This window comes from Gehongia tenuis (genome assembly GCF_014384795.1).
In the GTDB taxonomy this organism is placed as follows: domain Bacteria; phylum Bacillota; class Clostridia; order Christensenellales; family NSJ-53; genus Gehongia; species Gehongia tenuis.
On sequence record NZ_JACRSR010000001.1, the window covers coordinates 608,197 to 634,773 of the forward strand.

At 57.4% G+C, this 26,577-nt stretch carries 23 protein-coding genes and 1 pseudogene; 18 read left to right on the forward strand and 6 right to left on the reverse strand.

All coding sequences use genetic code 11. The features are described 5' to 3' along the window. Positions 1–95 precede the first annotated feature (95 nt). A complete protein-coding gene (locus H8696_RS03095) occupies positions 96–3,554 on the reverse strand; it encodes a VaFE repeat-containing surface-anchored protein (RefSeq protein WP_249314836.1) in 3,459 nt (1,152 codons plus the stop codon). A gap of 212 nt (positions 3,555–3,766) precedes the next feature. Between H8696_RS03095 and H8696_RS11380 the strand changes: the two are divergent. The 4 genes and pseudogenes from H8696_RS11380 to H8696_RS03115 form a co-directional block, all read left to right on the forward strand. Continuing rightward, positions 3,767–3,946: pseudogene (locus H8696_RS11380) on the forward strand (manganese catalase family protein); the annotation flags it as partial. 79 nt (positions 3,947–4,025) lie between these two features. After that, complete coding sequence (locus H8696_RS03105) at positions 4,026–4,493, forward strand: pyridoxamine 5'-phosphate oxidase family protein (RefSeq protein WP_249314837.1); 468 nt, start codon at positions 4,026–4,028, stop codon at positions 4,491–4,493. A gap of 10 nt (positions 4,494–4,503) precedes the next feature. After that, positions 4,504–5,631, forward strand: a complete 1,128-nt coding sequence (locus tag H8696_RS03110) for an SLC13 family permease (protein ID WP_249314838.1) — start codon at positions 4,504–4,506, stop codon at positions 5,629–5,631. A gap of 38 nt (positions 5,632–5,669) precedes the next feature. Beyond that, positions 5,670–6,077, forward strand: a complete 408-nt coding sequence (locus tag H8696_RS03115; protein ID WP_249314840.1) for a hypothetical protein — start codon at positions 5,670–5,672, stop codon at positions 6,075–6,077. Between the two features lie 33 nt (positions 6,078–6,110). On the opposite strand, the gene H8696_RS03120 is transcribed toward H8696_RS03115, so the two are convergent. From H8696_RS03120 to H8696_RS03130, 3 genes are all read right to left on the reverse strand, one after another. Next, positions 6,111–6,557: an adenine nucleotide alpha hydrolase family protein gene (locus tag H8696_RS03120; protein ID WP_249314841.1), complete on the reverse strand. Its 447-nt coding sequence runs from the start codon at positions 6,555–6,557 to the stop codon at positions 6,111–6,113. A 139-nt stretch (positions 6,558–6,696) separates the two neighbouring features. Further along, on the reverse strand, positions 6,697–8,460 hold the full coding sequence (locus H8696_RS03125; RefSeq protein WP_249314843.1) for a sensor histidine kinase: 1,764 nt from the start codon (positions 8,458–8,460) through the stop codon (positions 6,697–6,699). Then, on the reverse strand, positions 8,457–9,152 hold the full coding sequence (locus tag H8696_RS03130; RefSeq protein ID WP_249314845.1) for a response regulator transcription factor: 696 nt from the start codon (positions 9,150–9,152) through the stop codon (positions 8,457–8,459). Before H8696_RS03130 ends, H8696_RS03125 begins: the two co-directional genes overlap by 4 nt. Positions 9,153–9,355: 203 nt before the next feature. Here H8696_RS03130 and tig point away from each other — a divergent pair, with 203 nt between their 5' ends. The 7 genes from tig to yihA all read left to right on the forward strand — a co-directional run bounded on the left by tig (position 9,356) and on the right by yihA (position 17,910). Then, on the forward strand, positions 9,356–10,681 hold the full coding sequence (gene tig / locus H8696_RS03135; protein WP_249314846.1) for a trigger factor: 1,326 nt from the start codon (positions 9,356–9,358) through the stop codon (positions 10,679–10,681). A gap of 28 nt (positions 10,682–10,709) precedes the next feature. Continuing rightward, positions 10,710–11,297, forward strand: coding sequence for an ATP-dependent Clp endopeptidase proteolytic subunit ClpP (gene clpP, locus H8696_RS03140; protein WP_249314847.1), 588 nt, complete (start codon positions 10,710–10,712; stop codon positions 11,295–11,297). Between the two features lie 20 nt (positions 11,298–11,317). Then, the gene (clpX, locus tag H8696_RS03145; RefSeq protein ID WP_249314848.1) at positions 11,318–12,619 is read left to right on the forward strand and encodes an ATP-dependent Clp protease ATP-binding subunit ClpX; all 1,302 of its coding nucleotides are present in this window, start codon (positions 11,318–11,320) and stop codon (positions 12,617–12,619) included. Positions 12,620–12,717: 98 nt separating this feature from the next. Next, positions 12,718–13,137 (forward strand): GNAT family N-acetyltransferase, encoded by a 420-nt coding sequence (locus H8696_RS03150; protein WP_249314850.1) that lies wholly within the window; start codon positions 12,718–12,720, stop codon positions 13,135–13,137. A gap of 105 nt (positions 13,138–13,242) precedes the next feature. After that, positions 13,243–14,931 carry an ATP-dependent protease LonB gene (gene lonB, locus H8696_RS03155; RefSeq protein ID WP_249314852.1) on the forward strand — a complete coding sequence of 563 codons (1,689 nt, stop codon included), beginning with the start codon at positions 13,243–13,245 and terminating at the stop codon, positions 14,929–14,931. A gap of 74 nt (positions 14,932–15,005) precedes the next feature. Then, on the forward strand, positions 15,006–17,324 hold the full coding sequence (gene lon / locus H8696_RS03160) for an endopeptidase La (RefSeq protein ID WP_407926364.1): 2,319 nt from the start codon (positions 15,006–15,008) through the stop codon (positions 17,322–17,324). After that, positions 17,314–17,910: a ribosome biogenesis GTP-binding protein YihA/YsxC gene (yihA, locus tag H8696_RS03165; RefSeq protein WP_249314855.1), complete on the forward strand. Its 597-nt coding sequence runs from the start codon at positions 17,314–17,316 to the stop codon at positions 17,908–17,910. The genes lon and yihA overlap by 11 nt, the downstream gene beginning before the upstream one ends. Here the strand turns inward: yihA and H8696_RS03170 are convergent. Continuing rightward, complete coding sequence (locus tag H8696_RS03170; RefSeq protein ID WP_249314856.1) at positions 17,891–19,078, reverse strand: hypothetical protein; 1,188 nt, start codon at positions 19,076–19,078, stop codon at positions 17,891–17,893. The genes yihA and H8696_RS03170 overlap by 20 nt on opposite strands. Before the next feature lie 126 nt (positions 19,079–19,204). Between H8696_RS03170 and H8696_RS03175 the strand changes: the two genes are divergently transcribed. Further along, on the forward strand, positions 19,205–19,990 hold the full coding sequence (locus H8696_RS03175; protein WP_249314858.1) for a hypothetical protein: 786 nt from the start codon (positions 19,205–19,207) through the stop codon (positions 19,988–19,990). A gap of 52 nt (positions 19,991–20,042) precedes the next feature. Here H8696_RS03175 and H8696_RS03180 read toward each other — a convergent pair whose 3' ends face one another. Beyond that, a complete protein-coding gene (locus H8696_RS03180; protein WP_249314860.1) occupies positions 20,043–20,930 on the reverse strand; it encodes a CAP domain-containing protein in 888 nt (295 codons plus the stop codon). A gap of 174 nt (positions 20,931–21,104) precedes the next feature. On the opposite strand from H8696_RS03180, the gene H8696_RS03185 reads away from it, so the two are divergent. The 6 genes from H8696_RS03185 to H8696_RS03210 all read left to right on the forward strand — a co-directional run bounded on the left by H8696_RS03185 (position 21,105) and on the right by H8696_RS03210 (position 26,567). Beyond that, complete coding sequence (locus tag H8696_RS03185) at positions 21,105–21,524, forward strand: hypothetical protein (RefSeq protein ID WP_249314862.1); 420 nt, start codon at positions 21,105–21,107, stop codon at positions 21,522–21,524. A gap of 17 nt (positions 21,525–21,541) precedes the next feature. After that, positions 21,542–22,246, forward strand: a complete 705-nt coding sequence (locus tag H8696_RS03190) for a metallophosphoesterase (RefSeq protein ID WP_249314864.1) — start codon at positions 21,542–21,544, stop codon at positions 22,244–22,246. 167 nt (positions 22,247–22,413) lie between these two features. Beyond that, positions 22,414–22,851: a division/cell wall cluster transcriptional repressor MraZ gene (gene mraZ, locus H8696_RS03195; RefSeq protein WP_249314866.1), complete on the forward strand. Its 438-nt coding sequence runs from the start codon at positions 22,414–22,416 to the stop codon at positions 22,849–22,851. Then, complete coding sequence (rsmH, locus tag H8696_RS03200; RefSeq protein WP_330605370.1) at positions 22,851–23,795, forward strand: 16S rRNA (cytosine(1402)-N(4))-methyltransferase RsmH; 945 nt, start codon at positions 22,851–22,853, stop codon at positions 23,793–23,795. Before mraZ ends, rsmH begins: the two co-directional genes overlap by 1 nt. A gap of 5 nt (positions 23,796–23,800) precedes the next feature. Further along, positions 23,801–24,409, forward strand: a complete 609-nt coding sequence (locus H8696_RS03205; protein ID WP_249314869.1) for a hypothetical protein — start codon at positions 23,801–23,803, stop codon at positions 24,407–24,409. Positions 24,410–24,431: 22 nt separating this feature from the next. Next, positions 24,432–26,567 carry a penicillin-binding transpeptidase domain-containing protein gene (locus H8696_RS03210; RefSeq protein WP_249314871.1) on the forward strand — a complete coding sequence of 712 codons (2,136 nt, stop codon included), beginning with the start codon at positions 24,432–24,434 and terminating at the stop codon, positions 26,565–26,567. Positions 26,568–26,577 lie beyond the last annotated feature (10 nt).

Here is a 26,577-nt window from a genome sequence, read left to right on the forward strand (position 1 = left end):
CAGAAAAGAAACAGTGTAAAGGTTTTATCCGGCAGTGTGAACCTCCCGGCAGGCGGCGAGCGTGTATGCAGCTTCATAGGCAGTCACCTCACAATTTACTCATTGCTGCCATGTTTCACAGAACGGCGTTTCTTATAAGCTGCAAATCCAATACCAGCCGCAGAGAGTCCAAACAGGACAGCAAAGGCAGCCACATTTGTGCTGTCACCTGTTTTCGGGGAGTCCGTTGCCTTATGGCTCGGTGTATCTGGTGTCTGTGGCTTCTCTGGTTCTTCTGGCGTAGGCGTTTCCGGCACTTCCTTGATTGTCACCGTCTGCCCCTTGTCCTCTATGTCCTTATGTTCTGTGACCTTTACAGGCTCGTCGGGATTGGTTACGTCGTAGAGTTCCTCAAACGTCACTAGCTGCTGACCGCCCAGCTTTGAAGCGTCGAATGTAAAGACAATCTCCACCTCCATTTTGGTATCGGCAGCGGTGAATGTGTACTCATTCTCCACACGTTTCCCGTCAATGAGAAGCTCGGCATTTTCATCCTTTACCATCTGCCAGCCTTTGAGCTGGTACTTTGTACCCACTTCCAGAGCGTCCAGCGTAACCGTATCCACGATTGTGACCTCTTTGCCAGCTTCTATGACTTTTTCACCGTCTTTGCTGGCGGCAGTGGTATGAATTTTGATGATACGCTCGGTGATAAGAACCGTCTGCCCCTCGTCCTCTATGTCTTTATGTTCCGTGACCTTTACAGGCTTGTCGGGATTGGTTACGTCGTAGAGTTCCTCAAACGTCACCAAGTTCTTGCCGCCAAGGGCAGAAGCGTTGAATGTAAAGGCGACCTCCACTTTCATTTCCTCTTTATCGGCAGTAAATGTGTGAGCACGCTCCACACGCTTGCCATCCATGAGAAGCTCGGTATTTTCATCCTTTACCATCTGCCAGCCTTTGAGCTGGTACTTTGTACCCACTTCCAGACCGTCCAGCGTGACCGTATCCACGATTGTGACTTCTTTACCAGCAACGATTACTTTCTCACCCGTAACTTTGTCCGCAGCGGTGGTATGGATTTTAATAACACGCTCTTTGATGGATACCGTCTGCCCGTCGTCCTCAATGTCCTTGTGTTCAGCCACTTTGACAGGCTCGTTCTTGTCGGATAGGTCGTACAATTCTTCAAATGTCACTAAGTCCTTGCCACCAAGAACAGAAGCATTGAACGTATATTCCACCTTGACTTTCATTTCCTCACTATCAGCGGTGAATGTGTAATCACTCTCCACACGCTTTCCATCAACAAGAAGCTCGGTGTTTCCATCCTTTACCATCTGCCAGCCTTTGAGTTGGTACTTTGTGCCTTTTTTCAGACCGTCCAGCGTGACCGTATCCACAATCGTGACCTCTTTACCAGCAACGATTGATTTCTCACCCGTAGCTTTATCAGCAGCAGTGGTATGGATGGAGATTTTTTTCTCGTAATCATCCGTGAGTGTTCCCAAGTCAATGACTACTTTATCTCTGGAAACCACAATCTCAAAAGCCGGAATGAGCTTAAACCCCTTATTGCTGTCACAGCGCAATTCCTCAATCTCGTAGGTATCGTAGAGCAGCGCACCTTTGGAGTCGTCCGGTTCAGATGTGCCGAACCAGATACCATCCTCGCTGGTTTTGCCCCTGTTGGTATTCTGTTTATGGGATACCCAGTCAGAAGCAGTGGAGAACTGCCCGTTTTTATCAGTCACGACAACATGACTCTCACCTGTGGTCTTGCTGGTAATGCGGAATGGAACGTCAGCAAGACGCTTGTGTGTACCGTCGCTGATTTTCACGCCCTCAATGTCGCCACGTTTGATCTGGTTGTAGATGGATTGTTCCGCACCAGTCAAATCCACGATTTTGCCATTTTCCTTGATGGTAAACTCACGGGAAACCGCACCTGTTGTCAAATATCCTACCGGACTCTTGCTTTCATCTAAGCGGTATGTTCCGTAAGGCAGTGTATCCGCAGCCGTAGAAGCGATACCGTCAATGCCTGTAAGGATGGTTTTCACAACCTCACCTTTGTTGTAGAGCTTGCCATCCACCAGCACAGCGTTCTCATTTAGGCTGGTGATAGTGAACTCCGTATCTTTTAATGTTGCACCGCCCTGTGGCTTCGTGTCCTTTGTTTCAAGGTCACGCTTCTGGACTTTCACGCCGCCACGGATAACCTTGTCGGATACGGAATACTTGTTGCTGCCTGTAAGTACCGCCAGCTCCCCATCTTCGGTAATCTGTGCCAGATACATTCCCTTAATCTGTTCCTCACTGCCACCTGCCTGCATATACGCACCCTCCAACAAGTAACCTGCCGGACTTTTACTTTCGGATACAGTCAGTGTTCCAAGCGGCAGGCATGGCACGCCATCCTGTAAGTAGAAGCTGTCGCCGGATACCTTGTAGCGTTCTGCCAGCTTTGTGATGTAATGTGTCGCTCCGTCACTGCTTTTTTCAGCCACGGTCTTTGTCGTCCATGTACGGGTCGGTTTTGCTGGCAGGTTGTCTTTGTTGTAGTACCCGTCATAATAATTCCAGACGAACTCCGCACCCTCCAAAGAAGCTGCCCCCTGTGCCGCTCCCTTTGATGTTTCCATGTCTATCTTGAAAAGCTCAATCAGTGTGGTTGTGACTTTGGGTGTATCGCTGACTTTCAAGGTGGCTGTTTCACCAGCTTTGACGTTCAAGGAATATACCGTCTTGTCTAACTGGAAACCTGCCGCCGGAACGGATAGCTCTTTGATATAGACTTTACCAGCCTTTACCTCCACCGCTTCGGTGTTCCCGTCGTTATCTGTCGTAAGGGTGGCAAGCTGTTCCTTGCAGCCTTTATCAGCAAAGACACCATACGTCGCACCAGCAAGGGAATAGCTGTTGTTTCCGTTGGTAATGGTGGGATTGGAGGACACCTTTTGAAGTGCCGCATTTCCCACATCCAGCTTCGCCCAGAACTGTCCTAATTCCTGTCCGTCGCCGGAATAGATATAGCCGCCGCAGTCGTAGCGTCCTTTGTTCGCTTTTACAAAAGCCTTTGCGCCAGCGTATACCTCGTCCTGTACCGCTTTGGATACCTCATCATAGGCAGCTCGTACATGGTCGCAGCTCCATCCTAAATGCACGCTCAAACGCTGCCAGACAACACACTGCTCCAATAGATAGACCTGCTTGTAATTCAGCTCCTTGTGGCTGGCGGCATATTCCTTGACGTATTCCAGTGAGAGGGCAACGTCGGCGATCTGGTCGGCACTCATACGGGAACTTGCGTCCGAGCGTGTCTTGTAGCCGGACTGAAAATCTGTGTTGATGTCGATACAGTAGGCGGTTTCGCCCTCCACCTGCATAATGCCCTCATGGAATGTAGAACCGATACTGCCGTCATTCATGACTTTTTCTACATAGCCTGCTTTTTCCTGTGCGTCTGTCCAGTATTGCTTCTCTGCTGCCTGTACCTGTGAAGCTGGTAAGGCTGTAAAGACCGTAGCCAGACTAAGTACGCCAGCAAGCAGACGGTTCATAATCTTTTTCATATCGTTGTAAATCCTCCTTTCGTGATTTTGGGTAAAAAAATAGACGCTCATTTCTGAACGCCCAGTCTATCGAAACTATGGAATTTTTTGCAGGATAGTTTGCTTTATCTTCTATATAATATACTTTTTGTCTTTATGCAATCGCAGCTAGGGAAAGCCTGTACCACGAAAAACAACGTGTTTATAAGGCTTTTCGCCTATGTTGTTCTTATGAGGTTGCAGCAGAGCAGAAGGCCAGGGCAACCTATGAGCACATTCTGGACTACGCCGACGATCCCGATGTGATCGCGCCCCTCAAATTCTTACGGGAGCGGGAGATCGTCCACTTCCAGCGCTTTGGCGAGGCCATGGAACTCCTCAAACAGCGTTTCGCCCAAAAAAGAGTGTTTTAACGGCGGAATTTGAAGGATTTTTGACAGCGGACAGCGAAGAACTGTCCGCTGTTTTTTATTTTGAAAGGGGGAGGATTCCTTGTTCAATCCGGATCGGCATATGTCCGATGAGGATGCCGTTCAGGTGGTGCTGAACGGCAGATACGGCGTTTTGTCCACCGCCTCAAAGGAGGGTGAGCCCTACGGCGTGGCCGTCAACTATGTGTATGTGCCCGGCGACAATGCCCTGTACTTTCACTGCCAGCTCAAGGGCAGGAAAATTTCCAATATGAAGGAGAATGACCGGGTGTCCCTTTTTGTGATCGGACGGGAGGAGATCGTGCCCGAACGGTTCATCACCCACTACGAGAGCGCCATCGTCACCGGACGGGCCTCCTTCATCTCGGATAAGGCGGAAAAGCGGGAGAAGATCCTGATGATCTGCAACAAGTTTGCGCCAAATTCCCTGGAGCGCCGGGACGCGGTGATCGATAAGTACATCGCCACCTTCTACATCTGCAAGATCGACATCGAAAGCATCACGGGCAAGCGCAACAACGATTATTGAGGCTGCAACGATGAAAGTTCTGAGGGGATTCCGGCGCTGGGCGAAGGGGGAGGCGGTGCTTATCATCGCCCTTGTCCTTGCGCTCGCGTCCATGTTCTTCGTGCCGCCCTCGAGGGAGTATTTCGACTACCTCAATCTTCAGGTGCTGTGCCTCCTCTTTTCTCTCATGGCGGTGGTGAGCGGCCTTGAAAGCTGCGGACTTTTCAGCTTTCTGGCGGGGAAGCTCATCGGCGGCGAGAAACGGTTCCGCACCCTTTCCATCGTTCTCGTGCTCATGCCCTTTTTCTTCTCCATGGTGGTCACCAACGACGTGGCACTCATCACTTTTGTGCCTTTTGCCGTTCTGGTTCTGGGGCTGATCGACCACTCGCCCTATCTGGGTTATGTGGTGGTGCTGCAGACCCTGGCCGCCAACCTCGGCAGCGCCCTCACCCCCTTTGGCAGCCCGCAGAATCTTTTTTTGTACAGCAGGTACGGCATGGGGGTTTGGGAGATCGTAGGCACCATGCTGCCCTACGTGCTTACGAGCCTTCTTGCGCTGACGGCGGCGGCAGCGGCGGTGAAAAACCGCGCCGTCTCGGTGAAAATAGCGCCGGGAGCGGGAATTGGCGACAGGAGAAAGCTCGCGCTTTTTGCGGGCCTGTTTGTGCTTTGCCTGTTGGCGGTGTTCCGGGTGCTGCATTACGGAATTTTGACCGCCGTCGTGGCGGCGGCGCTCCTCCTTTTTTCCCGGCCCACGCTGAAAAAGGTGGACTACGCCCTTCTTGCCACCTTCGTTTGCTTTTTCGTCTTTTCCGGCAATATGGGCCGCATCCCGGCGGTGAGCGCATGGATCGGGGGTTTTATGGAGCAAAGTGTGGTGCTGAGCGCCGCTGCCGTAAGTCAGGTGATCAGCAATGTTCCGGCGGCGGTGCTCCTTTCCCAGTTCACGCAGGATGGAGCGGGCCTTCTTATCGGCGCCAATCTGGGCGGCCTGGGCACCCTTATCGCCTCCCTGGCCAGCCTTATCTCTTTCCGCTTCTACATCAAAACGCCGGACGCCAAACCGGGCCGGTATCTCATCCTGTTTACGGCGGCCAACGCACTTGGGCTGGCGCTGCTTCTGGGGGTGCATTGTCTTCGGACGGGCGGACTGTAGGCCGTGGGCGAGGCCCTCATGATGAAGGAGGATGGAACATGAAGAAATTTCTGGTTCGGTATCTTCTGCCGGCGCTGCTGAGCATGCTTACTGCCGTCGTTTTGGACTTCGCGTTCTTCGGCGTGCCCCTGTTCGGGATGCCGGAGCCGGAGGACGTGGCCTATGTAGAGATCACCAACGGGCGGCTCATGGCGGAGCCTAAGCGGGTCACAGGCGAAGATATCGAGCTTGCGGTGAACCTTGCCGGTTTTCTCAAGTTCACGCTGGGAGAAGCGGAGGAGGAGCCCCGCATCGAGATGGTCTACCACCTGAAGGACGGGGGAACGGTGAGCCTGGCCGGCGGCGAACGGAGCGTTCTATGGAAGGGCAGAACCCTTGCCCTCAAGGAGGACGGTCTTTTCGTGAATTTGGCGGAGGGCATCTTCTTTCCCATGGAGGAGGAATAAAAAAATGCCGCCCCGGGAGGGGACGGCATTTTTTCAGTTTTCGTGTACCAAACGGTTGATGGAAGCCTGAACGGAGTGGAAGGGTTTTAAGGTGTCCAGCCGGCCCCTTTCGTCCATGACGTGGCAGGAGGCTTCGGGGAGGGCGCTCCACAGTTCGGAGATTACCGCGCCTTTGCCCAGGGTGGCTGGGGAGCCGGTGAGAATATGAACGGCTCGATATTTTAAAGCGCATCGGATGAGGGTGGGTGCCACATCCGGCTGATAGAGCACGGTCATTTCCGCGCCGTTGGCTTTGGATACGGTAAAAAGATGCTCCAAAGCTTCCATGGATTCCGGAGTGACATTGGCTGGTTTTTGGACGCTGACCACCTGTAGGGCAAGACCCTCCCGGCGAGCGAGCTCGCCGCCGGCCCGGATGAGCCGGTCACAATGCAGTTGATCGGTCACGCACACCATCACCGAACGCGAATGTTTATTCAAATCGGTTACCTCGGCTTTCTCCAAGATTTGCCTTCAGTATACCCATGGAATATGGCGGGAATATGGCGAGCCCGTCACGTTTTCATGAAGAAGGCACCTTTGAAACCTATGCCGGCGGCGGGACCGAAATGCGGGGGTGCTAGACCTTTTTTACGGTGAAGAAGAAGTCGGCGCCGTGACCCTTCTGGCTTTTGACGGAGATTTCTTCGCCCAGATTGTCCATGACCTGCTTTGCGATGGACAGCCCGAGCCCCGAACCCACGCTCCGGCCCCGGCCCCGGGCCTTGTCCGCCTTGTAGAAACGCTGGAACAGGTAGGGCAGGGCAGTGGCGTCGATGCCCGGACCGGTGTCCTCCACGTGAATCTGGTAGGACGCTGTCCGCTCCTTTGCCGAGACGGTGACCCTGCCACCGGCGGGCGTAAATTTGAGGGCGTTGTCAAGAAGGATCACCAGCACCTGCTCGATGCGGTCGGGGTTGCTCATGACCTCCATCTCTTCCGGAACGGACAGATCGAAAGCGATATCCCGGTCCTGGGCGATGGGCGCCATGCGGTCTTTGACGTCCTCCAGAAGCTCGGCGAGGTCAAAGGCCCGGGAGCTTTCGGCAAAGGCGCCGGACTGGAGCCGGGAAAGCTCCATGAGATCGTCCACCAGCCTGGACAGGCGCAGGGTCTCCTGATAGATGATGTTGATGTAGCGCAGCTGGTCGCCGGGATCGGTGACCATGCCCTCCCGCAGCGGTTCGGCCAGGCCGCGGATGGCGGTGAGGGGGGAGCGCAGCTCATGGGATACGTTGGCCACGTATTCCTGCTGCAGCCGCTCCATGCGCTTGGCCGCGCTCACATCCCGGATGAGCGCCACGGCGCCCTCGGCGTTGCCGAGATCGTCCAGGATGGGGGAGAAGGTGGCAAGAAGGGTGGCCTCGGGCAGCGCGAGGTTTCGGCTGGCGCTGTGGCAGTCCACCAGCACGCTGTAAAAATCTTCCCAGAACCGCTTGTCGTCCACCAAATCCATGGGTTCGGCCGGGGTGTCGGGGCTGCGTCCAAGAAGGGCGTGGGCCGCCGGATTGATATGGGTGATGGAGCCCTTGATGTCCACGGCGATCATGCCCTCGGACAGGCTGTCCAGGATGCTCTGCAGACGCTGCTTTTCCAGCTTCAGCGCCCGGATGGTGGCGTCCAGCTCCCGGGCGAGAACATTGAGGGAGTTGCCCAGCTGGCCGATTTCGCCGGACTGGGATTCATCCGCCCGGACGGAGAAGTTGCCGTCCGCCATGGCCAGGGCGATGTCCCGCATCCGGTACAGGGGCCGGATGATCCTGCGGGATACGAAGAAGGCGGCGCCGGCCATGATGACCAGCACGATGAGCGCCGAGGTGATGAAGGCCATGTTGAGGCCGCTGAACGCGGTGATGATCTCGGTGATGGGCTTAAAAAGAAACACCGCGCCGGCGGGGCTGCCGTCCCGCCCTGTGACCGGCGTGCCGATCATGAGATTGGAAAGCTTGTTGTAGCGCACATAGTCCACGTAGCGGAGCTCCTCGCCGGCCAGCACCCGGCTGATTTCCCCGGACATGTTGGCGGTGAAGGTCTCAATGTCGCCGATGCCCGCGACGCTCTCCGGCGCGGAGAGCACGTTGCCCTTCTCGTCGAGGATCACCACCGACGCGTCCAAAAAGGCGGAGTCGTTCAATAGATAGTTCAGCACATCGTCGCTTCGCTGGGTGTCCTGTCCGCACAGCCAGGCCAGCTCCCGGGTCTGGGGGACCAGGTCATAAGCCTTCGTGTTGATAAGAAGGCTTCTCGTGAAGGACATGAACAGCATGGTGGTCATGAGGCCCGAGAGCATGAGGGTGATCACCACAAGCCAGAGAATGCGCCGGAAAAAGACGCTGTGAATCATGGCGAGACCTCAAACTTATAGCCCACGCCGTACACCGTCTTGAGCGCCCAGCGGGGATTCTCCGGAAGCTTGCCCCGGATGCGCTTGATGTGGGTGTCCACGGTGCGGGTGTCGCCGATGAAATCATAGCCCCACACCTGGTTGAGAATCTGGTCCCTTTTAAAGACCTGGCCGGGGTGGGAGGCAAGAAGGTAGAGGATTTCCACCTCCTTCGGGGTGAAGGGCACGGGCTCCCCCGACAGGGTGACCTGGTACTGCTCCATGCTGATCTCAAGACCGTCGTAGCGCAGAGCGTCCGGCTTGTCGGGAGCCTGAGCACCGTCGTCCATGCGCCGGAGCACGGCCTTGATACGGGCCACCACCTCCCGGGGCGAAAAGGGTTTGACGATGTAGTCGTCCGCCCCGAGCTCCAGCCCGAGGACCCGGTCCATCTCCTCGCCCTTGGCGGTGAGCATGATGATGGGCACCTTCGAGGTCTTTCGAATCTCCCGGCACACCTCGGTGCCGGAGCGGCCGGGCATCATGAGGTCGAGAATGATGAGGTCGGGCGTGAGCGCCTCAAACTTTTCCAGTGCTTCAACGCCGTCCAGCGCCGAGGCGTAACTGAAATGCTCGGCTTTGAAATAAATCCCCAGTGATTCGTGGATCACCGGGTCGTCGTCGCAGATGAGAATCAAAGGCACGCGGTTCATGTACTTCCCTCCAGGATGATCAAATTGCATACATTATAGCATAGGATGGCCCGAAAAACATCAAGGGGCCTGAAAGGCCGCCATACCGGGAAAAATGATTTGCAAAGGTCAGGGTGATATGGTACACTTATTCAGATCAGAAACTATCCGTCCCGCGGCCTAGAGCCGTGGGGTTTGCGTTAAAAGATTGAAGGGGGTTCGTCATGAAATCGACCATTGAAAAGCTGGACAAGAACGACGTTAAACTGAATGTGGAGATTGAGGGTGAAGTCTTCAAGGAGGCCGTCACCCGCGCCTACCGCAAAAATGTGAAGGATATTATGATTCCGGGATTCCGCCGGGGCAAGGCGCCCCAGCATGTCATCGAGATGCATTACGGTAAAGACGTGTTCTATGATGAGGCCTTGAACGATGTGGTGCCGGAAGCCTACGACGCCGCTGTGGAGGAGAATGAGCTCTTCCCGGTGGACCGCCCCAATATCAGTGTGGAGAAATACTCCCCGGAGGAGGGTGTGGTTTTTACCGCCATCGTTACCGTAAAGCCCGAGGTAAAGCTGGGCGCTTACAAGGGTATAGAAGTGGAAAGGGTTTCGTATACTGTTACGGATGAGGACGTGGATCGCCAGCTCAAGGCGGCTCAGGACCGGGTTGCCCGCTGGGTGGACGTCACGGACAGGCCTGTGGAGAACGGCGACCGGGTGGTCCTTGATTTTGAGGGCTATGTGGACGGCGAGAAGTTTGAGGGCGGCGCCGCTGAGAACCACACGCTGGATGTGGGCAGTGGTCAGTTCATTCCCGGCTTCGAGGAGCAGCTGGTGGGTATGAAGGTGGACGAGGAGAAGGACGTCACCGTCACTTTCCCCGAGGAATACCATGCCAAGGAGCTCGCTGGAAAGCCGGCGGTCTTCAAGTGCAAGATCCACAGCATCAAAGTGAAGGAGCTGCCCGAGCTGGACGACGAATTCGCCAAGGATGTGAGCGAATTTGATACGCTGGACGCCTACAAGGCCGATATCCAAAAGCATCTTGAAGAGGATGCGGAGCGCCGCACTAACCTCGATCAGGAGAGCCTTATCATCCAGGAAGTGGTCAAAAACGCCGAAATCGACGTTCCGGACTGCATGGTGGAGCGTGCCCAGGACCGCATGGTGCAGGAGGCGCGGTTCCGTCTGTCCTATCAGGGCATCAAGCTGGAGGATTACCTCACCATGATCGGTTCCTCCATCGAGGATTTCAAGGCCACCCAGAAGGACGAGGCTTTGAACCGGGTGAAGGTGCAGCTGACGCTCGAAGCCATTGAGAAGGCCGAGGAGATCGTGGTCACCGAGGAGGATCTCAAGGCCGAAATGAAGAAGGTCGCGGATAGTATGGGCAAACCGGTGGAAGAGTATGAAAAGAGCCTCCGGGATGAGGACCGCGAGTATATGGAGGATGAGATCAAGTATCAAAAGGTCATCGATCTTTTGAAGGATAACGCCGCTTTGGTGGAACCCAAGGCGGACAAGGAAGGTCAAAAAGAGGAGGCCTAACGCTTCCCAGAAAGGAAACGGTGTTTAGATGAATTTAGTCCCCATGGTGATCGAACAGACCAATCGCGGTGAGAGGTCTTACGATATCTATTCCCGTCTGCTCAAGGATCGGATCATTTTCCTGGGCGGGGAGATCAACGACGACACGGCCAACCTGGTGGTGGCCCAGCTTTTGTTCCTCGAGGGAGAGGATCCCGATAAGGACATCAACCTTTATATCAACAGCCCCGGCGGTTCCATCACCGCGGGTATGGCGATCTATGACACGATGCAGTACATCAAGGCCGACGTGTCCACCATCTGCGTGGGCATGGCCGCGTCCATGGCGGCTTTCCTCATGGCCGCTGGCGTGAAGGGCAAAAGAAAGGCTCTCCCCAACAGCGAGATCATGATCCATCAGCCCCTCGGCGGCGCCCAGGGCCAGGCCACCGATATCCTGATTCATGCCGAACATATCCGCAGGATTAAGGATAGAATGAATCAGATCCTGGCGGACCGCACCGGTCAGCCCCTGGAGAAAATCCAGGAGGATGTGGAGAGGGATTTCTTCATGACCGCGGAGATGGCCAAGGAATACGGCATTGTGGACGAGATCATCCCGCCCCGCAAGGCCTAAAGGAATCGAGGTGTTTTTCGATGAAAGGTTATGAAGAGGAAAAGCAGGTTCGCTGCTCGTTCTGCAATAAGGCCCAGGAGCAGGTTCGCCGCATCGTGGCGGGCCCCGGGGTGTATATCTGCGACGAGTGCATCGAGCTTTGCCAGGAAATTATAGAGGAAGATTTTGCGGAACCCATGGAAATGGATCTGCAGAACATCCTGAAGCCAGCGGAGATCATGAAGATTCTGGACCAGTACATTGTGGGCCAGGAGAGCGCCAAGAAGTCGCTGGCAGTTGCCATGTATAACCACTATAAGCGCATTCGCAAGAGCGAGAAGACGGCGGACACCAAGGACGATGTGGAGCTGCAAAAAAGCAACGTCATCATGCTGGGACCCACCGGCTGCGGCAAGACCTATCTCGCCCAGACCATGGCGCGGATTTTGAACGTGCCCTTTGCCATTGCGGACGCCACCTCCCTGACGGAGGCGGGCTACGTGGGCGAGGACGTGGAGAACATTCTGCTCAAACTCATTCAGGCGGCTGATTACAACGTGGAGAAGGCCGAGCAGGGCATCATCTACATCGACGAGATCGACAAGATCGCCCGGAAGAGCGAGAATCCCTCCATCACCCGGGACGTGTCCGGCGAGGGCGTGCAGCAGGCGTTGCTGAAGATCTTGGAGGGCACGGTGGCCAGCGTTCCGCCCCAGGGCGGCCGCAAGCACCCCCATCAGGAGTTCATTCAGATCGACACCACCAACATCCTGTTCATCTGCGGCGGTGCCTTTGACGGCATCGAAAAGATCATCGAGAACCGCATGGGCAAGAAGACCCTGGGCTTTGGCGCCGAGGTGGCCAGTCATAAGGAACGGGATCTGGGTCAGCTTTTGAAGAACATCCTCCCCGAGGATCTCTTGAAATTCGGACTCATTCCCGAGTTCGTGGGACGGCTGCCCATCACGGTGACGCTGGAGTCTCTGGACGAGGCGGCGCTGGTGAAGATTCTGAGCGAGCCCAAGAACGCGCTCATCAAGCAGTATCAAAAGCTTTTCGATCTCGACGGCGTGACGCTGGAGTTCGAGGAGGACGCTCTTCGGGCCGTGGCGCAAAAGGCCATCGCCAGAAAGACTGGCGCTCGGGGACTCCGGTCCATCCTGGAGGAGTCCATGCTGGACCTCATGTACGATATCCCTTCCCGGGACGACGTGGACCGCTGCGTCATTACCAAGGCGTGCATCGAGGGTACAGGCAAGCCAAAGCTTGTCGTCTCCGAGATCGCCAAGGCCAAGAAGGCCGCCAAGAAACCCCGGGAAAAACGTCAGCCGGAGGTTTCCTAAGCCGTTCATGCAAAGCGCCGCCTTATGCGGCGCTTTTTTGCCGAAAAATTCTGCAGCGCTTTTGCCAGCGGCAGAAGAATTGCCGGGAGGAGACGTAGATGAAGATCGAAGTTTTGGATTTAAAGGATCTGGCCGCGTACAAGGCGCTCATGGATGACTGTTTCGGCGGGAGCAATCCGCTGGAGCGGTATCAGCAGTATGCGAACCGGGCAGGCTACACCATTTGGGCTGCAAAGGATGGAGAGAGGATCGTAGGCAGCGTCACCACCTATGCCATCGACCTTTTTACCTTTGATTTTCAGCCCTGCCTTATGCTCTTCAATGTGGCGGTGCTGGGCGCATACCGAAAACAGGGGATTGGCAGGCGCCTGCTGGAGCTGGTTATCGACAAAGCGAGAAAGGATGGTTTTCGATCCATCTCCCTGACCTGTTTGGACGACGCTTATCCGGCGCACCGGCTCTACGAAAGCGTGGGCTTCAAAAGAGCAAGCAGCCTCAAATATGACCTCAAACTGTAAACGATCCAAAGGGCGCCGCTTTTGTGCGGCGCTTTTTTTGATGGGGAATTCCACCATGGATAAATGGATGCCGCCCACAAATAATAGGATGGAATTACTTTAGAAATGAGGGTGAAAAAAGTGGGCGGACTAACCATTGCGGCCATGGTGATCCAGTTGTTCTTCTCGATCATCATCGGCCTGTATTTTTATAATCAGCTGAAAAGCCAGCAGGGCACCAAAACAGCGGTGGAGAAGGAATCGAGACGGGAGCTGGAGCGGCTGAGGCGAATGCGCCAGCGCTCCCTTACCGAGCCGCTGTCGGAAAAAACCCGGCCCCGGACCTTTCAGGATATCGTGGGGCAGAAGGAGGGAATTGTCTCCCTCAAGGCGGCCCTTTGCGGGCCCAATCCCCAGCATGTGATCATCTACGGACCGCCGGGGGTGGGCAAAACCTGCGCGGCCCGGCTGGTCCTCCAGGAGGCGCAAAAGACCGAAGGGTCCCCCTTCAAGGCGGACGCCAAATTCGTGGAGATGGACGCGACCTGCGTGCGCTTCGACGAGAGGAGCATCGCCGATCCCCTGATCGGCTCGGTACACGACCCCATCTACCAGGGCGCCGGCGCCATGGGCATGGCGGGCATCCCCCAGCCCAAGCCCGGCGCGGTGACGAAAGCCCACGGCGGCATTTTATTTCTCGATGAGATCGGGGAACTCCATCCCATCCAGCTCAACAAGCTTTTGAAGGTACTGGAGGACCGCAAGGTGTTTTTGGAGAGCGCCTATTACTCCCAGGACGACGCCCAGGTGCCCCAGCACATCCATGACATCTTCCAAAACGGCCTGCCTGCCGATTTTCGGCTGGTGGGCGCCACCACCAAGTCCCCGGAGGAGATCCCCATGGCCATTCGCAGCCGATGCGTGGAGATCTACTTTAAGCCTCTCACCCCGTCCCAGGTGCGGGAGGTGGCGAGAAACGCGGCTTTGAAAGGCGGGTTTGCCCTCGAGATGGAAGCCGCGGATACCGTGGGCCGGTACGCCACCAACGGCCGGGATGCGGTGAACATCGTGCAGATGGCCGGCGGGCTGTCCCGTATGGACGGAAGGAAGGATATCCTCAGGAGCGACGTGGAATGGATCCTGCAGCACGGACGTTATGCGCCGCGGGTGGAACGCCCGGCGGAGAAGAAGCCCCAGGTGGGCGTGGTCCATGGGCTGGCAGTGTACGGCGCGGGTCAGGGCATGGTCATGCAGGTGGAGGCGCTGGCCCGTCCCGCGGCGCCGGGACTGGGCGTGCAGTGGGTGACGGGTATCATCGAGGAGGAGGAGATGAACGGCGGCAACCGGAAGCTCCGCAGAAAGAGCACCGCTCAGGCCTCGGTGACCACCGTGGCGACAGCCCTCAAGGAGGTCTACGGCGTGGATATCCGCAACTACGACATCCATCTCAATGTGTCCGGCGGCATGGCGGTGGACGGCCCGTCGGCGGGCATCGCCATTGCGGTGGCCATCTATTCGGCCATCTTTGGCATTCCGGTGGACGGCCGGGTGGCCATGACTGGGGAAATCTCCATCCGCGGGGATGTGCGGCCGGTGGGCGGCGTGCTGGCCAAGACCGAGGCGGCCCGGGAAGCGGGCGTGGAGCGGGTGTACGTGCCGGAGCAGAATGCCCAGGAGCTGGTGGGCAATATGGGCATCGAAATCGTGCCGGCGTCCCATCTTAGCGACGTGATGGAGGGCGCCCTTCTCCGGGAGGAACAGCCTATCGCCGCCGCGGCGCCAGCGGAGGTATTGAGCGCCGAATCCTCGTTTTGATTTTTTACAGTGAATAGGATATAATTGGACACAGCCTCTTAAGGAAAGGTGTTGAGACCTTGAAAACAACAATCATGCCCGTAGTGCCTCTTCGGGGCATCGCGGTGTTTCCCTATATGGTGCTGAACTTTGACGTGGGCCGGGAGCGTTCCAAAAACGCCCTTGAGCGGTCCATGGTCAACAATCAGCTGCTTTTTGTCACCGCCCAGAAGGATCTGGAGGTGGACAATCCCACGCTGGACGATCTCTACGACGTGGGCACGGTGGTCCGGGTCAAGCAGATTTTGGTGCTGCCCGGGGACACGGTGCGGGTGCTGGTGGAAGGCGTCAACCGGGCGCGCATTGTGGACGTGACCTCGGAGGACGCCTACATGGAGGGCGTGCTGGAGGAGCAGCTGGAACCGGAGGAGAACCCGGACACGCTGGAAGCCTACATGCGGGTTTTGGCCAAGGCCTTTGAAAAATATGCCCGGCTTTCCTGCAAGATTCCCTCGGACACCGTATCCTCCCTCGAATCGGTGACGGACCCCGGTCAGCTGGCGGATACCATCGCCGCCAACGTCCTCATGAAGCTGGAGGACAAGCAGGCCGTTTTGTCCTGCTTTTCCGCAGTGGAGCGGCTGGAGCGGCTGCTTGCCATCCTGAAGCGGGAGACGGACGTGATGGAGCTGGAACGCCGGGTGGGCATCCGGGTGAAAAAACAGATGGACCGCTCCCAGCGGGAGTACTATCTCCGCGAGCAGATGAAGGCCATCCAAAAGGAGCTGGGGGAGCGGGACAACGACACCGAGGAGCTTCGGGAGAAACTGGAGAAGGTGCCGCTGGACGAGGAAAGCCGCACCAAGGTGATGAAGGAGCTGGACCGCCTCGCTCACATGCCGCCGGGCACGCCGGAGATTCCGGTGATCCGCACCTACCTTGAGTGGATTTTGGAGCTTCCCTACGGCGTATACACCAAGGACAACATGAACCTCAAAAACGCACGCAGGATTCTGGACGAGGACCATTACGGCCTTGAAAAGGTCAAGGAGAGGATCATCGAGTATCTGGCGGTGTGCCGCCTCACCGAGAACCTCAATGGGCCCATTCTGTGCTTTGTGGGACCGCCGGGGGTGGGCAAGACCAGCATCGCCAAATCCATCGCCCGGGCGCTGGACCGGAAGTTCGTGCGCATGTCCCTTGGCGGCGTCCGGGACGAGGCGGAGATCCGGGGCCACCGCCGCACCTACATCGGCGCCATTCCCGGCAGAATCGTGTCCTCCATCCGTCAGGCCGGGTCCATGAACCCGGTGTTCCTGTTCGATGAGATCGACAAGATGGCCTCCGACTTCCGGGGCGATCCCGCCTCGGCCATGCTGGAGGTGCTGGACCCGGAGCAGAACGCCACCTTCCGGGACCACTATATGGATATCCCCTTCGATCTGTCCAAGGTGCTTTTTGTGACCACTGCCAACTCGGCGGACACCATTCCCCGGCCGCTGCTTGACCGCATGGAGCTCATCGAGCTTGGCGGCTACACCGAGGACGAGAAGGTGGAGATCGCCGCCCGCCATCTGGTGCCGAAGGAGGAGGAGCGGCACGGCATCGGCCCGGACAGCCTGGCCGTTCCAAAGCCCGCCATCCGCCGGATCATCGAGGACTACACCCGGGAGGCCGGCGTACGGAGCCTGGAACGGCAGATTGCGGCGGTATGCCGCAAGGCGGCGGTGGAGATCGTGGAGAACCCGGAGGAGAAAATCCGGGTGAACCAGGGCAAGATCCGGGAATACCTCGGGGTGCCCCGCTTCTCCAAGGATGACCTCGATAAAAAGGATGGTGTGGGCATCGCCAACGGCCTTGCTTGGACGTCCGTGGGCGGCGTGACCCTCCTTGTGGAGGTCACCCGCATGAAGGGCAGCGGCAAGCTTGTCCTCACCGGCAAGCTGGGCGACGTGATGCAGGAATCCGCCCGGGCGGGCATGAGCCTCATCCGCTCGAGGGCGCTTCGCTGGGGAATCGATGAGGATTTCCACGAACACACGGACCTGCACATCCATGTGCCCGAGGGCGCTACCCCCAAGGACGGCCCCTCGGCGGGCATCACCATGGTCACCGCCATGGTATCCGCCCTCACCGGCATTGCGGTGAAGGGGAGCGTTGCCATGACCGGCGAGATCACCCTCCAGGGACGGGTGCTGCCCATCGGCGGCCTCAAGGAAAAGATGCTGGCCGCGGTGCGGGCGGGCATCACCGAGATCCTCATTCCATGGGAGAATCAGAAGGATCTCGAGGAGATTCCGGAGAATGTGAAGGACAAGATCAAAATCGTACCCGTGAAGGATATCGAGAGCGTCCTGCGGCACGCCCTTGTGAGGATGCCCAAGCCCAGGAAGGAAGAAGAGCATGGAGATTAAAAGCGCAAGCTTTGTGACAAGCTACGCAAAGCCCGGGGATTTCCCCGCACCCGCCCTCATGGAGATCGCGGTGGCGGGGAAGTCCAACGTGGGCAAATCCTCCTTCATCAACGGTATGACCCGGCAGAAAAAGCTCGCCAAGACGAGCCAAAAGCCGGGTAAAACCCGGCTGGTCAACTATTTTCTTTTGAACGGGGCGTTCTATTTGGTGGATCTGCCCGGCTACGGCTTCGCCCAGGTCTCCAAGGCGGAGAAGGAGCGGTGGGGCGAGATGATGGAGGGATACCTCAAAGGGTCGGAGAACCTTCGGCACATGTTCCTTTTGATGGACATCCGCCATTCACCCACCCGGGACGACGAGACCATGCTGCGCTACGTGCGCATTCTCAATATCCCCTTCACCGTCATTTTGACCAAGGCGGACAAAGTGGCCAAAAGCAAGGTGCCCATGCGGGTGAACGCACTCATGAAGGAGTTGGTGCTGCCCGGCAGGGAATGGCTGATTCCCTTTTCCTCGGAGACGGGTTTTGGCCGCGACCGTGTGCTGGCGCGGATGGAGGAGGTCCTCAGTTCCTCATCCTTCTAAGCTCCGCCTCCAGCGACTCAAACCCCAACTTCAGCGAACGGATTTCCCGTTCATATTCCTGCAAACGCTCAAGATCATGAGCGTTTTTTTTATTCTGGGCCTCCATATTGAAAAGGGAACGCTGGTGGTTGTAGACCATCTCCTCGATTTTTTTGATGCGGTGGGCCTGGTTAATGAGGGTCTGCTCATAGCTGTTTTTGAGACTGTCCGGGCTCAGGGTGACGGGCATGGGCTCGCCTGCCGCCGGCTTTTTGGGAAAGGCGGGCAGGATGGCGGCGCCGAGGCGGGGCTCGGTCAGAATGGGCCGAAGCACGGGACTCTCGGCCAGGTTTTGATAGATATAGGGGGTGAGGGCGTGAACGCTTGAGGGGAGCTCCTCCCAGGCGTCGCCGGCGGGAGCCACGAACTCATGGACCCGGCCGTTTTCGAGGAATGCGCAGGCCAGAGCGCTTCCTGAGAGGGCGAGGCAGGGATGGTTCGCCCGTCCGGCATGGCCCACCGGCCGACCGTCCACGTAGACCTGCCCGTTTTGGCACCAGCAGGGCACCAGCCCCTTGGTGCCGCCGGGCACCACCGATACGTCGGTGAGCTCATGATAGCTGGAATACAGCGCCTCCGGCGTCATGAAACCGCCCTGCTGAGCGCGCATGCGGCAGACCTCCCAGGCGCCGTCCTTGTGGCGCAGGAAGAACAGGCCGGAGGGCTGGGCGAAGAGCAGCCGCACCCGCTGGGAGGAGGGAATGTCCAAAATGCGCTGGCCCGCCCACTGGCCGCCCCGGATGGCGTACTGCACGATGGAGGCGCTGCCCGAAGCGTTGCGGCTTTGGTAGAAGAGCTGGGGCGCTTCGAAGGCGGTGATGATGAGCCCGTCGATTTCCGCGGCACCGGCGCTGTTGCGGGAGAGAATCTGCTGCTGCCAGCCCCGGCTCGCCGACAGGGTCACGTAGACCAGATACCCGCTTTGCAGATAATAGAAGACCTGAAGCTTGCCGGAGGGGTCCAGACAGGCGGAAAAGTCCTCGACCGAGCGCTCCTCCAGGGTGCCGCCGGCCGGAATATTGGTGTAGCCCGTCTGACGGTAGACGAGCTGCTTTTTATCGTTCTGCTCGATCTGCCAGGCCGTCTCGCCGGGCAGGGTCAAATAGTAGCGTTTGGCGTCGGTGTTCAAACTGATCTCCCCCTTTATCCCTATCTATATGAAAGGGGCAAGCCAATCTTCACACATTCTTTCCTGGGTTCATAAGATGCTATTGGAATTCCAAATGGGGCCCCATCATTTGAAGGAGGGAAAGAAATGTCGTTTTACTCCTATAAGAACGTTGATGCCGATGTGTGTCCTGGCAGGATCCAGGGCGAATCTCTGCGCGGACTTTGCGAGCGGGTCTGCGTTCAGGTCAAGAAGGTCTACGACTCCTGCATGCAGCAAGAGCAGCTGGACAATGTGACCATCCAGCTGGGCGATGTAATGCCCGGCGGCTGCGAATTTGTCCGTCCCCTGACCTTTGTGTCCTGCCGTTCCACCACCACCCACGGCAACATCCGCGATCTGACCATTGAGCGCCTGTGCGAGCGGCCCAATTTCGCCAGGGTCCGCGCCAATGTGGATATTCCCATCGACGTGGTCTTCTGCGACGCCGCGGGCCATCAGGGCACCGGCCGCGCCATACTTACCGTTCGCAAGGATGTCATCCTGTACGTACCCGACGAGTCCATCATCCCCTTCTCGGTCGAATCCATCGTGGGCGCGATCTGCGTCAGCGGCGAATACTGCGGCGATCTCCGGTTCAACGTCACCATCTGCGTGACCGTGATTTTGAAGATCGTGGCCGAAGTGGAACTGCTGATCCCGTCCTACGGCTTCTGCCAGATTCCTCCCTGCGAGGAGTTCGCGGAGAACGTGTGCGACGAGTTCTTCGGACTGCCCATCTTCCCGCCTCAGCTGGAGGATTGCGACGGCAACGAGATCAATATCAGCCCCGACAACTGTGTTTCCTGCAACAACAACCTGTGCAACAGCACCAACTCCTGCAACAGCTGCAATCCCTGTAAGCCGAACTGCGGCACCTGCACTGTTCGCTAAAGGTACATAATAAAGCTCCCGGGTTATCCCGGGAGCTTTATCTATTCCGCCGTTATTTGAGGGCGAAGAATTCCGAGATCAGAAAATAGTTGTCCTTTTTCACCACGCCGATGCCGATCTGGGTGAAGCCGGAGCTGAGCAGATTTTTACGGTGTCCTTCCGAATTCATGAGTCCGAGGTGGGCCTTTTCGATGCTGCCGTATTTGGCGATGTTTTCACCGGCCGCACGATAGCTGTAGCCGAAGGTCTTCAGCATTTCGGCCACCTTGCCGTAAGTGGGGGATTCGTGGGCGAAATAATTGTTGTCCGCCATATCCTGGGCCTTGAGCCGGGCGATGCGGCAAAGCTCAGGATCCAGGGTATAGGGGGACAGACCATTTTTGACCCGGTCCTCATTGACGAGGGCCAAAAGCTCCGTTTCATAGCTGTTGACTGAGGACGAGGGAAGGGAGGGCTCCGGGGAAACGGTGGGCGCCGGCGTCACCGACGGGGTGGGCGTGGCCGCAGGCGTCTCGGCGGGAATGCTGGAAGGTTCCGGGGTCACGACCGGACTTTCCACTGGCGAGGAGGGCTGTGCGCTCTGGGTGGGCGTGGGGCTGGGTGTCGCCGGCGGCGTCACGGGCGTTTCAGCGGGACAGGACGGCGTAGGGCAGGGGTTTTGGCTTGGCCGGACCGTGCAGCCCGGCCGCGTGCCCGAGCCGCAGTGGTTTCTCCATACGAAGGTGATTCGTCCGCAGGTCCAGACCCGTTTTTGGATGATTTCCATTTGATTTCGTAGACAATTGGATAAATTCAGTAAATTTTCTGTGGGGTCATTGTAGACAAACGAATCTTTTACGCTATAATAGGTATGGGCACTGGGCGCTGCAAAAGCGGTAACCATTGGCATCGTAACCAAAAGTGCGGTGCTGGCGACCACGGATAGCAATGTTTTTTTCATAATGTGTAATACCTCCTCGTGAATTTGTAATAATTCTAAATCTTTTTGTAATAATTCATCAACAAAAATGCCAGGGAATTGGTAAGGTAATTTGTGGAATAAAGTTTCTCGGGCGGTGTATGACTGCCGGAAATTGGATTATACTAGGGTATATTTAGGTTGGAGGAATGGAAAATGGCTTTGGTAAAATGTCCGCGTTGTGAACTCAATTACATGGAGGAAGGCAAAAAGTATTGCGACGTGTGCATGCGTGAACTCAAGGGCGATCAGGGCCCGGACGACACGCCGGAGCTTTGCATGGAGTGCGGCGAACGGCCGGTGATCCCCGGCGGGGATTACTGTGTGGTCTGCCAGAAAGCCCATATGAGGCCCAAAAAGCTCTCCAAGACCGAGGAGATGGAGCCGCTGGATCTGCTCGATCTGGATGAGGATGAGGATGAGCTGGAGGGCATGCAGGAAATCGCGCTGGACGGCGAGGACGAGGGTGAAATCCCGGAAACCGAGCTGGAGGAGATCAACAGCGAACTGGGCGAGGACGAGGAGTTCGAGGACGATTTCGACGAGGACTTTGATCCTGAGGAGGATGAAGAGTAAGCTTTTTTGGGGGAAGTATGAGCATATACGCCATCAGCGATCTGCACCTTGCGGCAAACGATCCGTCGAAAGCCATGGATATCTTCGGCGAGCATTGGCGTGACCACGATCGCAAGATTGAAAAGGCCTGGCGGGAAGGGGTCGCCGAAGAGGATCTGGTGCTGGTTCCAGGGGACATCAGCTGGGCCATGCACCTCAAGGATGCCATGGCGGATTTGCGTTTCATCGCGGATCTTCCCGGGAAAAAGATTCTGCTGCGGGGCAACCATGATTTTTGGTGGAATTCAGTCACAAAGATTCGTTCCGTACTGCCGGAAAGCATGGAGGTTCTGCAAAACAATGCGTACCGTTTTGGCGCTGCCGTCATCTGCGGCAGCCGGGGGTGGGTGACTTCCGCTGAGGAGAGCAGCCAGGACTACAAGATTTACATGCGGGAGGCACAGCGCCTGAGACTGTCCCTGGAAGCGGGGGAGCGGCTGCGGCAGGAGGGGGACAAGCTTCTGGTGATGATGCACTACCCGCCCTTCAATGACCGGCAGGAGAATTCCCTTTTTACCGAGCTGTACCGGGAGTTTGGCGTGAGCTTGGTGCTTTACGGCCACCTGCACAACCTGAGCGCGGGCTACGCCTTCGAAGGTGAGCGGGAGGGCGTGGTATACCGCCACGTGTCCTGCGATTACATCGATTTTACGCCTCAGCTCCTGGATCCCTATCTTAAATAAGCAAATGCCGCGTAAATCTTTCGAATTTGTTTCGAAAGATTTATTTTTTTATGCCCGTCAAGGAGGATTTCAGGATGCAGTAGGAGAATATATTCACTCGAGAGTGGGAAAAAATGTTGCGTTGTGTTCAAAAGTGGGCTTAATGTGGGACAAGGGGGGTGGAAACTTTGTTTATCGGCCGATTTCAATATGCCATGGACGCCAAAGGCAGAATGATGATGCCGGCAGAGTTCCGCCTGCTTTTGGGGGAGCGATTCGTCGTCTCCCGTTCCCTGCATGAGAGCTGCAAGTGCCTTTACGTGTACCCCATGGAGGGTTGGAACGCCTTCACGGACAAGCTCAAGACCATTCCCATGACGGACCTTGACGGTCAGGACGTGATCCGGGAACTGTTTTCCGAAGCGTCGCTGTGCAAGGTGGACAGCCATGGGCGTTTGCTGCTCCCGGAGCATCTCAGGGCGTATGCGGAGCTGGACAAGGACGTGATCGTGATGGGCTCCCTGGATCATGCGGAGATTTGGGCTAAAGAAGGGTATGAGAGCTACAAAGCCCAGCGCACCGACCGCAAGGAGACCCTGAAGAAGCTGGAGGCCATGGGAATTTGATGACCTACCATGTACCCATCCTGCTGAAAGAGGCCGTGGAAGGCCTGGTGCGGGACCGGGAGGGCATCTACGTGGACGGGACCACCGGCGGCGGCGGTCACAGTGAAGGCATTGCGAAAAGACTCCTTGGTAACGGAAAGCTGATCTGCCTGGATCAGGACAGTGAGGCCCTTGCGGAAGCGGGGCAGCGCCTTCGTCCCTTTTCGGAGCGGGTGAAGCTGGTCAAGGCCAATTTCCGGGATCTCGCCGAGGTTTTGGATGGGCTGGGGATAGAAAAGGCGGATGGCATTTTGCTGGATATCGGCGTCTCCTCCCATCAGCTGGACGCGGGGGAGCGTGGATTTTCGTACCAGGCGGACGCGCCGCTGGACATGCGCATGGACCGGCAGCAAAGCTTTTCGGCCTATGACGTGGTGAACGGCTACAGCGAAACCGAGCTTCTTCGGGTGATCCGGGACTACGGCGAGGAAAAATGGGCGGCGCGCATCGCAAAATTCATTGTGGAGGCTCGAAAGGGCGGGCCTCTGGAGAGCACCGGACAGCTGGTGGACGTGATTAAGGCGGCCATTCCGGCATCGGCCCGGAGGGAAGGACCTCACCCGGCCAAGCGGACCTTTCAGGCAATCCGTATCGAGGTCAACGACGAACTGGGCGCCCTTCAGGACGGGCTGGAGAGGGGCGTGGAAAGGCTCCGGCCCGGCGGCCGGATGGCGGTGATCACCTTCCATTCCCTGGAGGACCGGATGGTGAAGCAGACCTTTCGGAGGCTGGCCGATCCCTGCACTTGCCCCAAATCCTTTCCCGTATGCGTGTGCGGGAAGAAGCCGCAGGTGGAGATCGTCACCCGAAAACCCATCCAGCCAAGCAGCGAGGAAATCGAGGGCAACCCGCGGGCCCGGAGCGCCAAGCTCCGCATCGCCCAGCGGCTATGTTCTAACACATAAAGGGGTTGAATAGATTGGTAACGGCGCGGAATGAGAGCGTGGCTTATCGGGAATACGGGAACTATGAACATGAGGTGCTGGAACGGGTAAGAATGCAAAGCGCGAGAAATCGTGCGGCTTCTGCGCCGGCACGGCGCCGGCAGGAACAGACGCCCAGCGCCCCGAAAACCGCTCAGCGCACCGCGGCGAGGGCCGCGGCGCCAAAGAAAAACCCTGCCGCCGTCCGCCCCAAGGGGAAGAAAAAACTGGGGCTCAAGGCGTCGGTAAAACCCTTTTTGATGATCTGCTTCGGCTTTGCCGTTGCGGCGCTTCTCATCACCCGTTACGCGCACATTGCCAGCGCCAACAGCAACATCATCGCTTTGGAGAAGGAGCTCAAGGAGGAGCAGCGCATCACCGAAACCCTGAACGTGAAACTGGCCCAGAGCGGCGATCTCGCCGCGATTCAGGAAACCGCCAAGAACCGGCTTGGGATGAATTATCCCGCTGCCGATCAGACGGTGTATCTGGATGTGAGCCTTTCCGGCGGCGAGGGGAGCAGCGGCCGCGCTACGGCCCAGGCCATCGCCAAACCCACGGGCTTTGTGGATACAGTTTTAGGCCTTCTCCACTAGGGGTGGGCGAGGAGGATTTTCATTGAGGACACCCGGCGTTTCCACCAAAAAGAGAATGGTTGCCTCCCTGATTGCGATTTTAGTGATCCTGGGGGGCATTATCATCAGATTGGGTTATATTCAGCTGGTGCAGGGCGGGGACCTTCAGGCGAAGGCCCTGGATCAATGGACCAGCGATCTGCCCGTCACGGCCAAGCGGGGCAGCATTTTGGACCGGAACGGACAATCCCTGGCCCAAAGCGCCAGCACCGACACGGTGCTTCTTCGCCCAAACCAGATCAAGGATGGGGATGCCGAGGAGACGGCCCGCGTTCTTGCCGATCTGCTTGAGATGGACTATGACTCCGTACTGGAAAAGGTGAAGGACAAATCAAAGGGTGAGATCTGGCTGAAACGTCAGGTGGAACGGGAAGTGGTGCAGGAGATCAAGTCCCACAACCTGAAGGGCGTGGCCTTCTCCGTGGATTCCAAGCGCTACTATCCCATGAACAATCTTCTGTGCCAGGTTCTGGGCTTCGTATCCGTGGACGGCAACGGCCTTAGCGGCATCGAGTCCAAGCTCAATAAATATCTTGCGGGCACCGACGGCCGCATCGTCTCCGAGGTGGGCGCCGACCGGCAGGAGCTGCCCGGCGGCACCGAGCAGTACGTGGAGCCCATCGACGGCTACGACGTGGTGCTCAGCATCGACTATGTGATCCAAAGCTTCGCCGAGAAGCACCTTGACGAGGCCCTTCAGGCCACCGGCGGTAAAAAGGCCATGGCTATCGTCATGGACCCGAGTACCGGCGAGGTGCTGGCCATGGCGAACAAGCCGGATTACGATCTCAACGATCCGCCCCGGAACGATTCGGAGCTTTTGCAGTCCCTGAGCCGCAACTCCTGCGTTTCCGACGTGTATGAGCCCGGCTCCACCTTCAAGATCGTCACCACAGCGGCGGGCCTGGAGACGGGTGTGATCACCAAGGACAGCACCTTCTACTGCCCCGGCTATCAGATCGTGGACGGCCAGAAGATCAAGTGCTGGCGCCATTACAATCCCCACGGCTCCGAGACGCTGACTCAGGGCGTGATGAATTCCTGCAACCCGGTGTTCATGGAGATCGCCGGGCGGCTGGGCAAGGAAAAATTCTATCAGTACATCGACGCCTTCGGCTTTGGCAAAAAGACGGGCATCCAGTTCGACGGCGAGGAGCCCGGCATCCTGATGGGAATTCAGTACGTCAAAAATGTGGATCTGGCCCGTATCGGTTTCGGCCAGACCATCGCCGTCACACCCATCCAGCTTACCACGGCGGTGAGCGCCGCGGTGAACGGCGGAACTCTGTATGAACCCACCTTGGTGCGGGAGGTCCGGGACCAGGACGGCAACACGGTAGAAAGCTTTGTGAAATCCAGCAAGGGCCAGGTGATTTCCGCGGCCAACAGCCAACTCCTTCGGGAGATGCTGGAGATGACCGTGAAAGAGGGCACCGGCCGCAACGCCTACCTGCCCGGTTACCGGGTGGGCGGCAAGACCGGCACCGCGCAGAAGTACGAGGACGGCAAGATCGTCAGCGACAAGACCATCGCTTCCTTCGTGGGCTTTGCGCCCGCCGACGATCCGAAGATCGTGGTGCTGGTGGTTGTGGATGAACCCACCATTGGCGACGACCACGGTTCCCAGGCGGCGGCGCCCTACGCCAAGGGCATCATCCAGGATACGCTGCAGTACATGAAGGTCCAGCCCCAGTATGAGGATGGCGAAAACGAGCTTGCAACGGTGGAAGTGCCCGACTGCATCGATCTTGACATCACTTCCGCGGCGGAGCGGCTCAGGGCCAAAGGTCTTTCCTACACCCAGGACGGCGTGGGAGGCACGGTGGTGGATATGCTCCCGAAGCCCGGCGCGGTCATGGAGGAAGGGTCCATCGTGCTGCTGTACATGAGCGAAAAGGACGACGACACCAAACTGGATGAACCGGTGCACAGCGGCGATGAGGTGGAGGTGCCCAACCTCTTTGGCAAATCCATTGCGGACTGCGAGAAGGAGCTTGCGGGCCGCGGCCTCATGCTGGACGCCAGCGGGGAGGGCGTGGCCGTATCCCAGGAGCCAAACGCCGGCGAGAGCGTCAGCGTGGGCAGTAAAATAAAAGTGAACTTCGGAACGGGCCAATAGATCCGAGAAA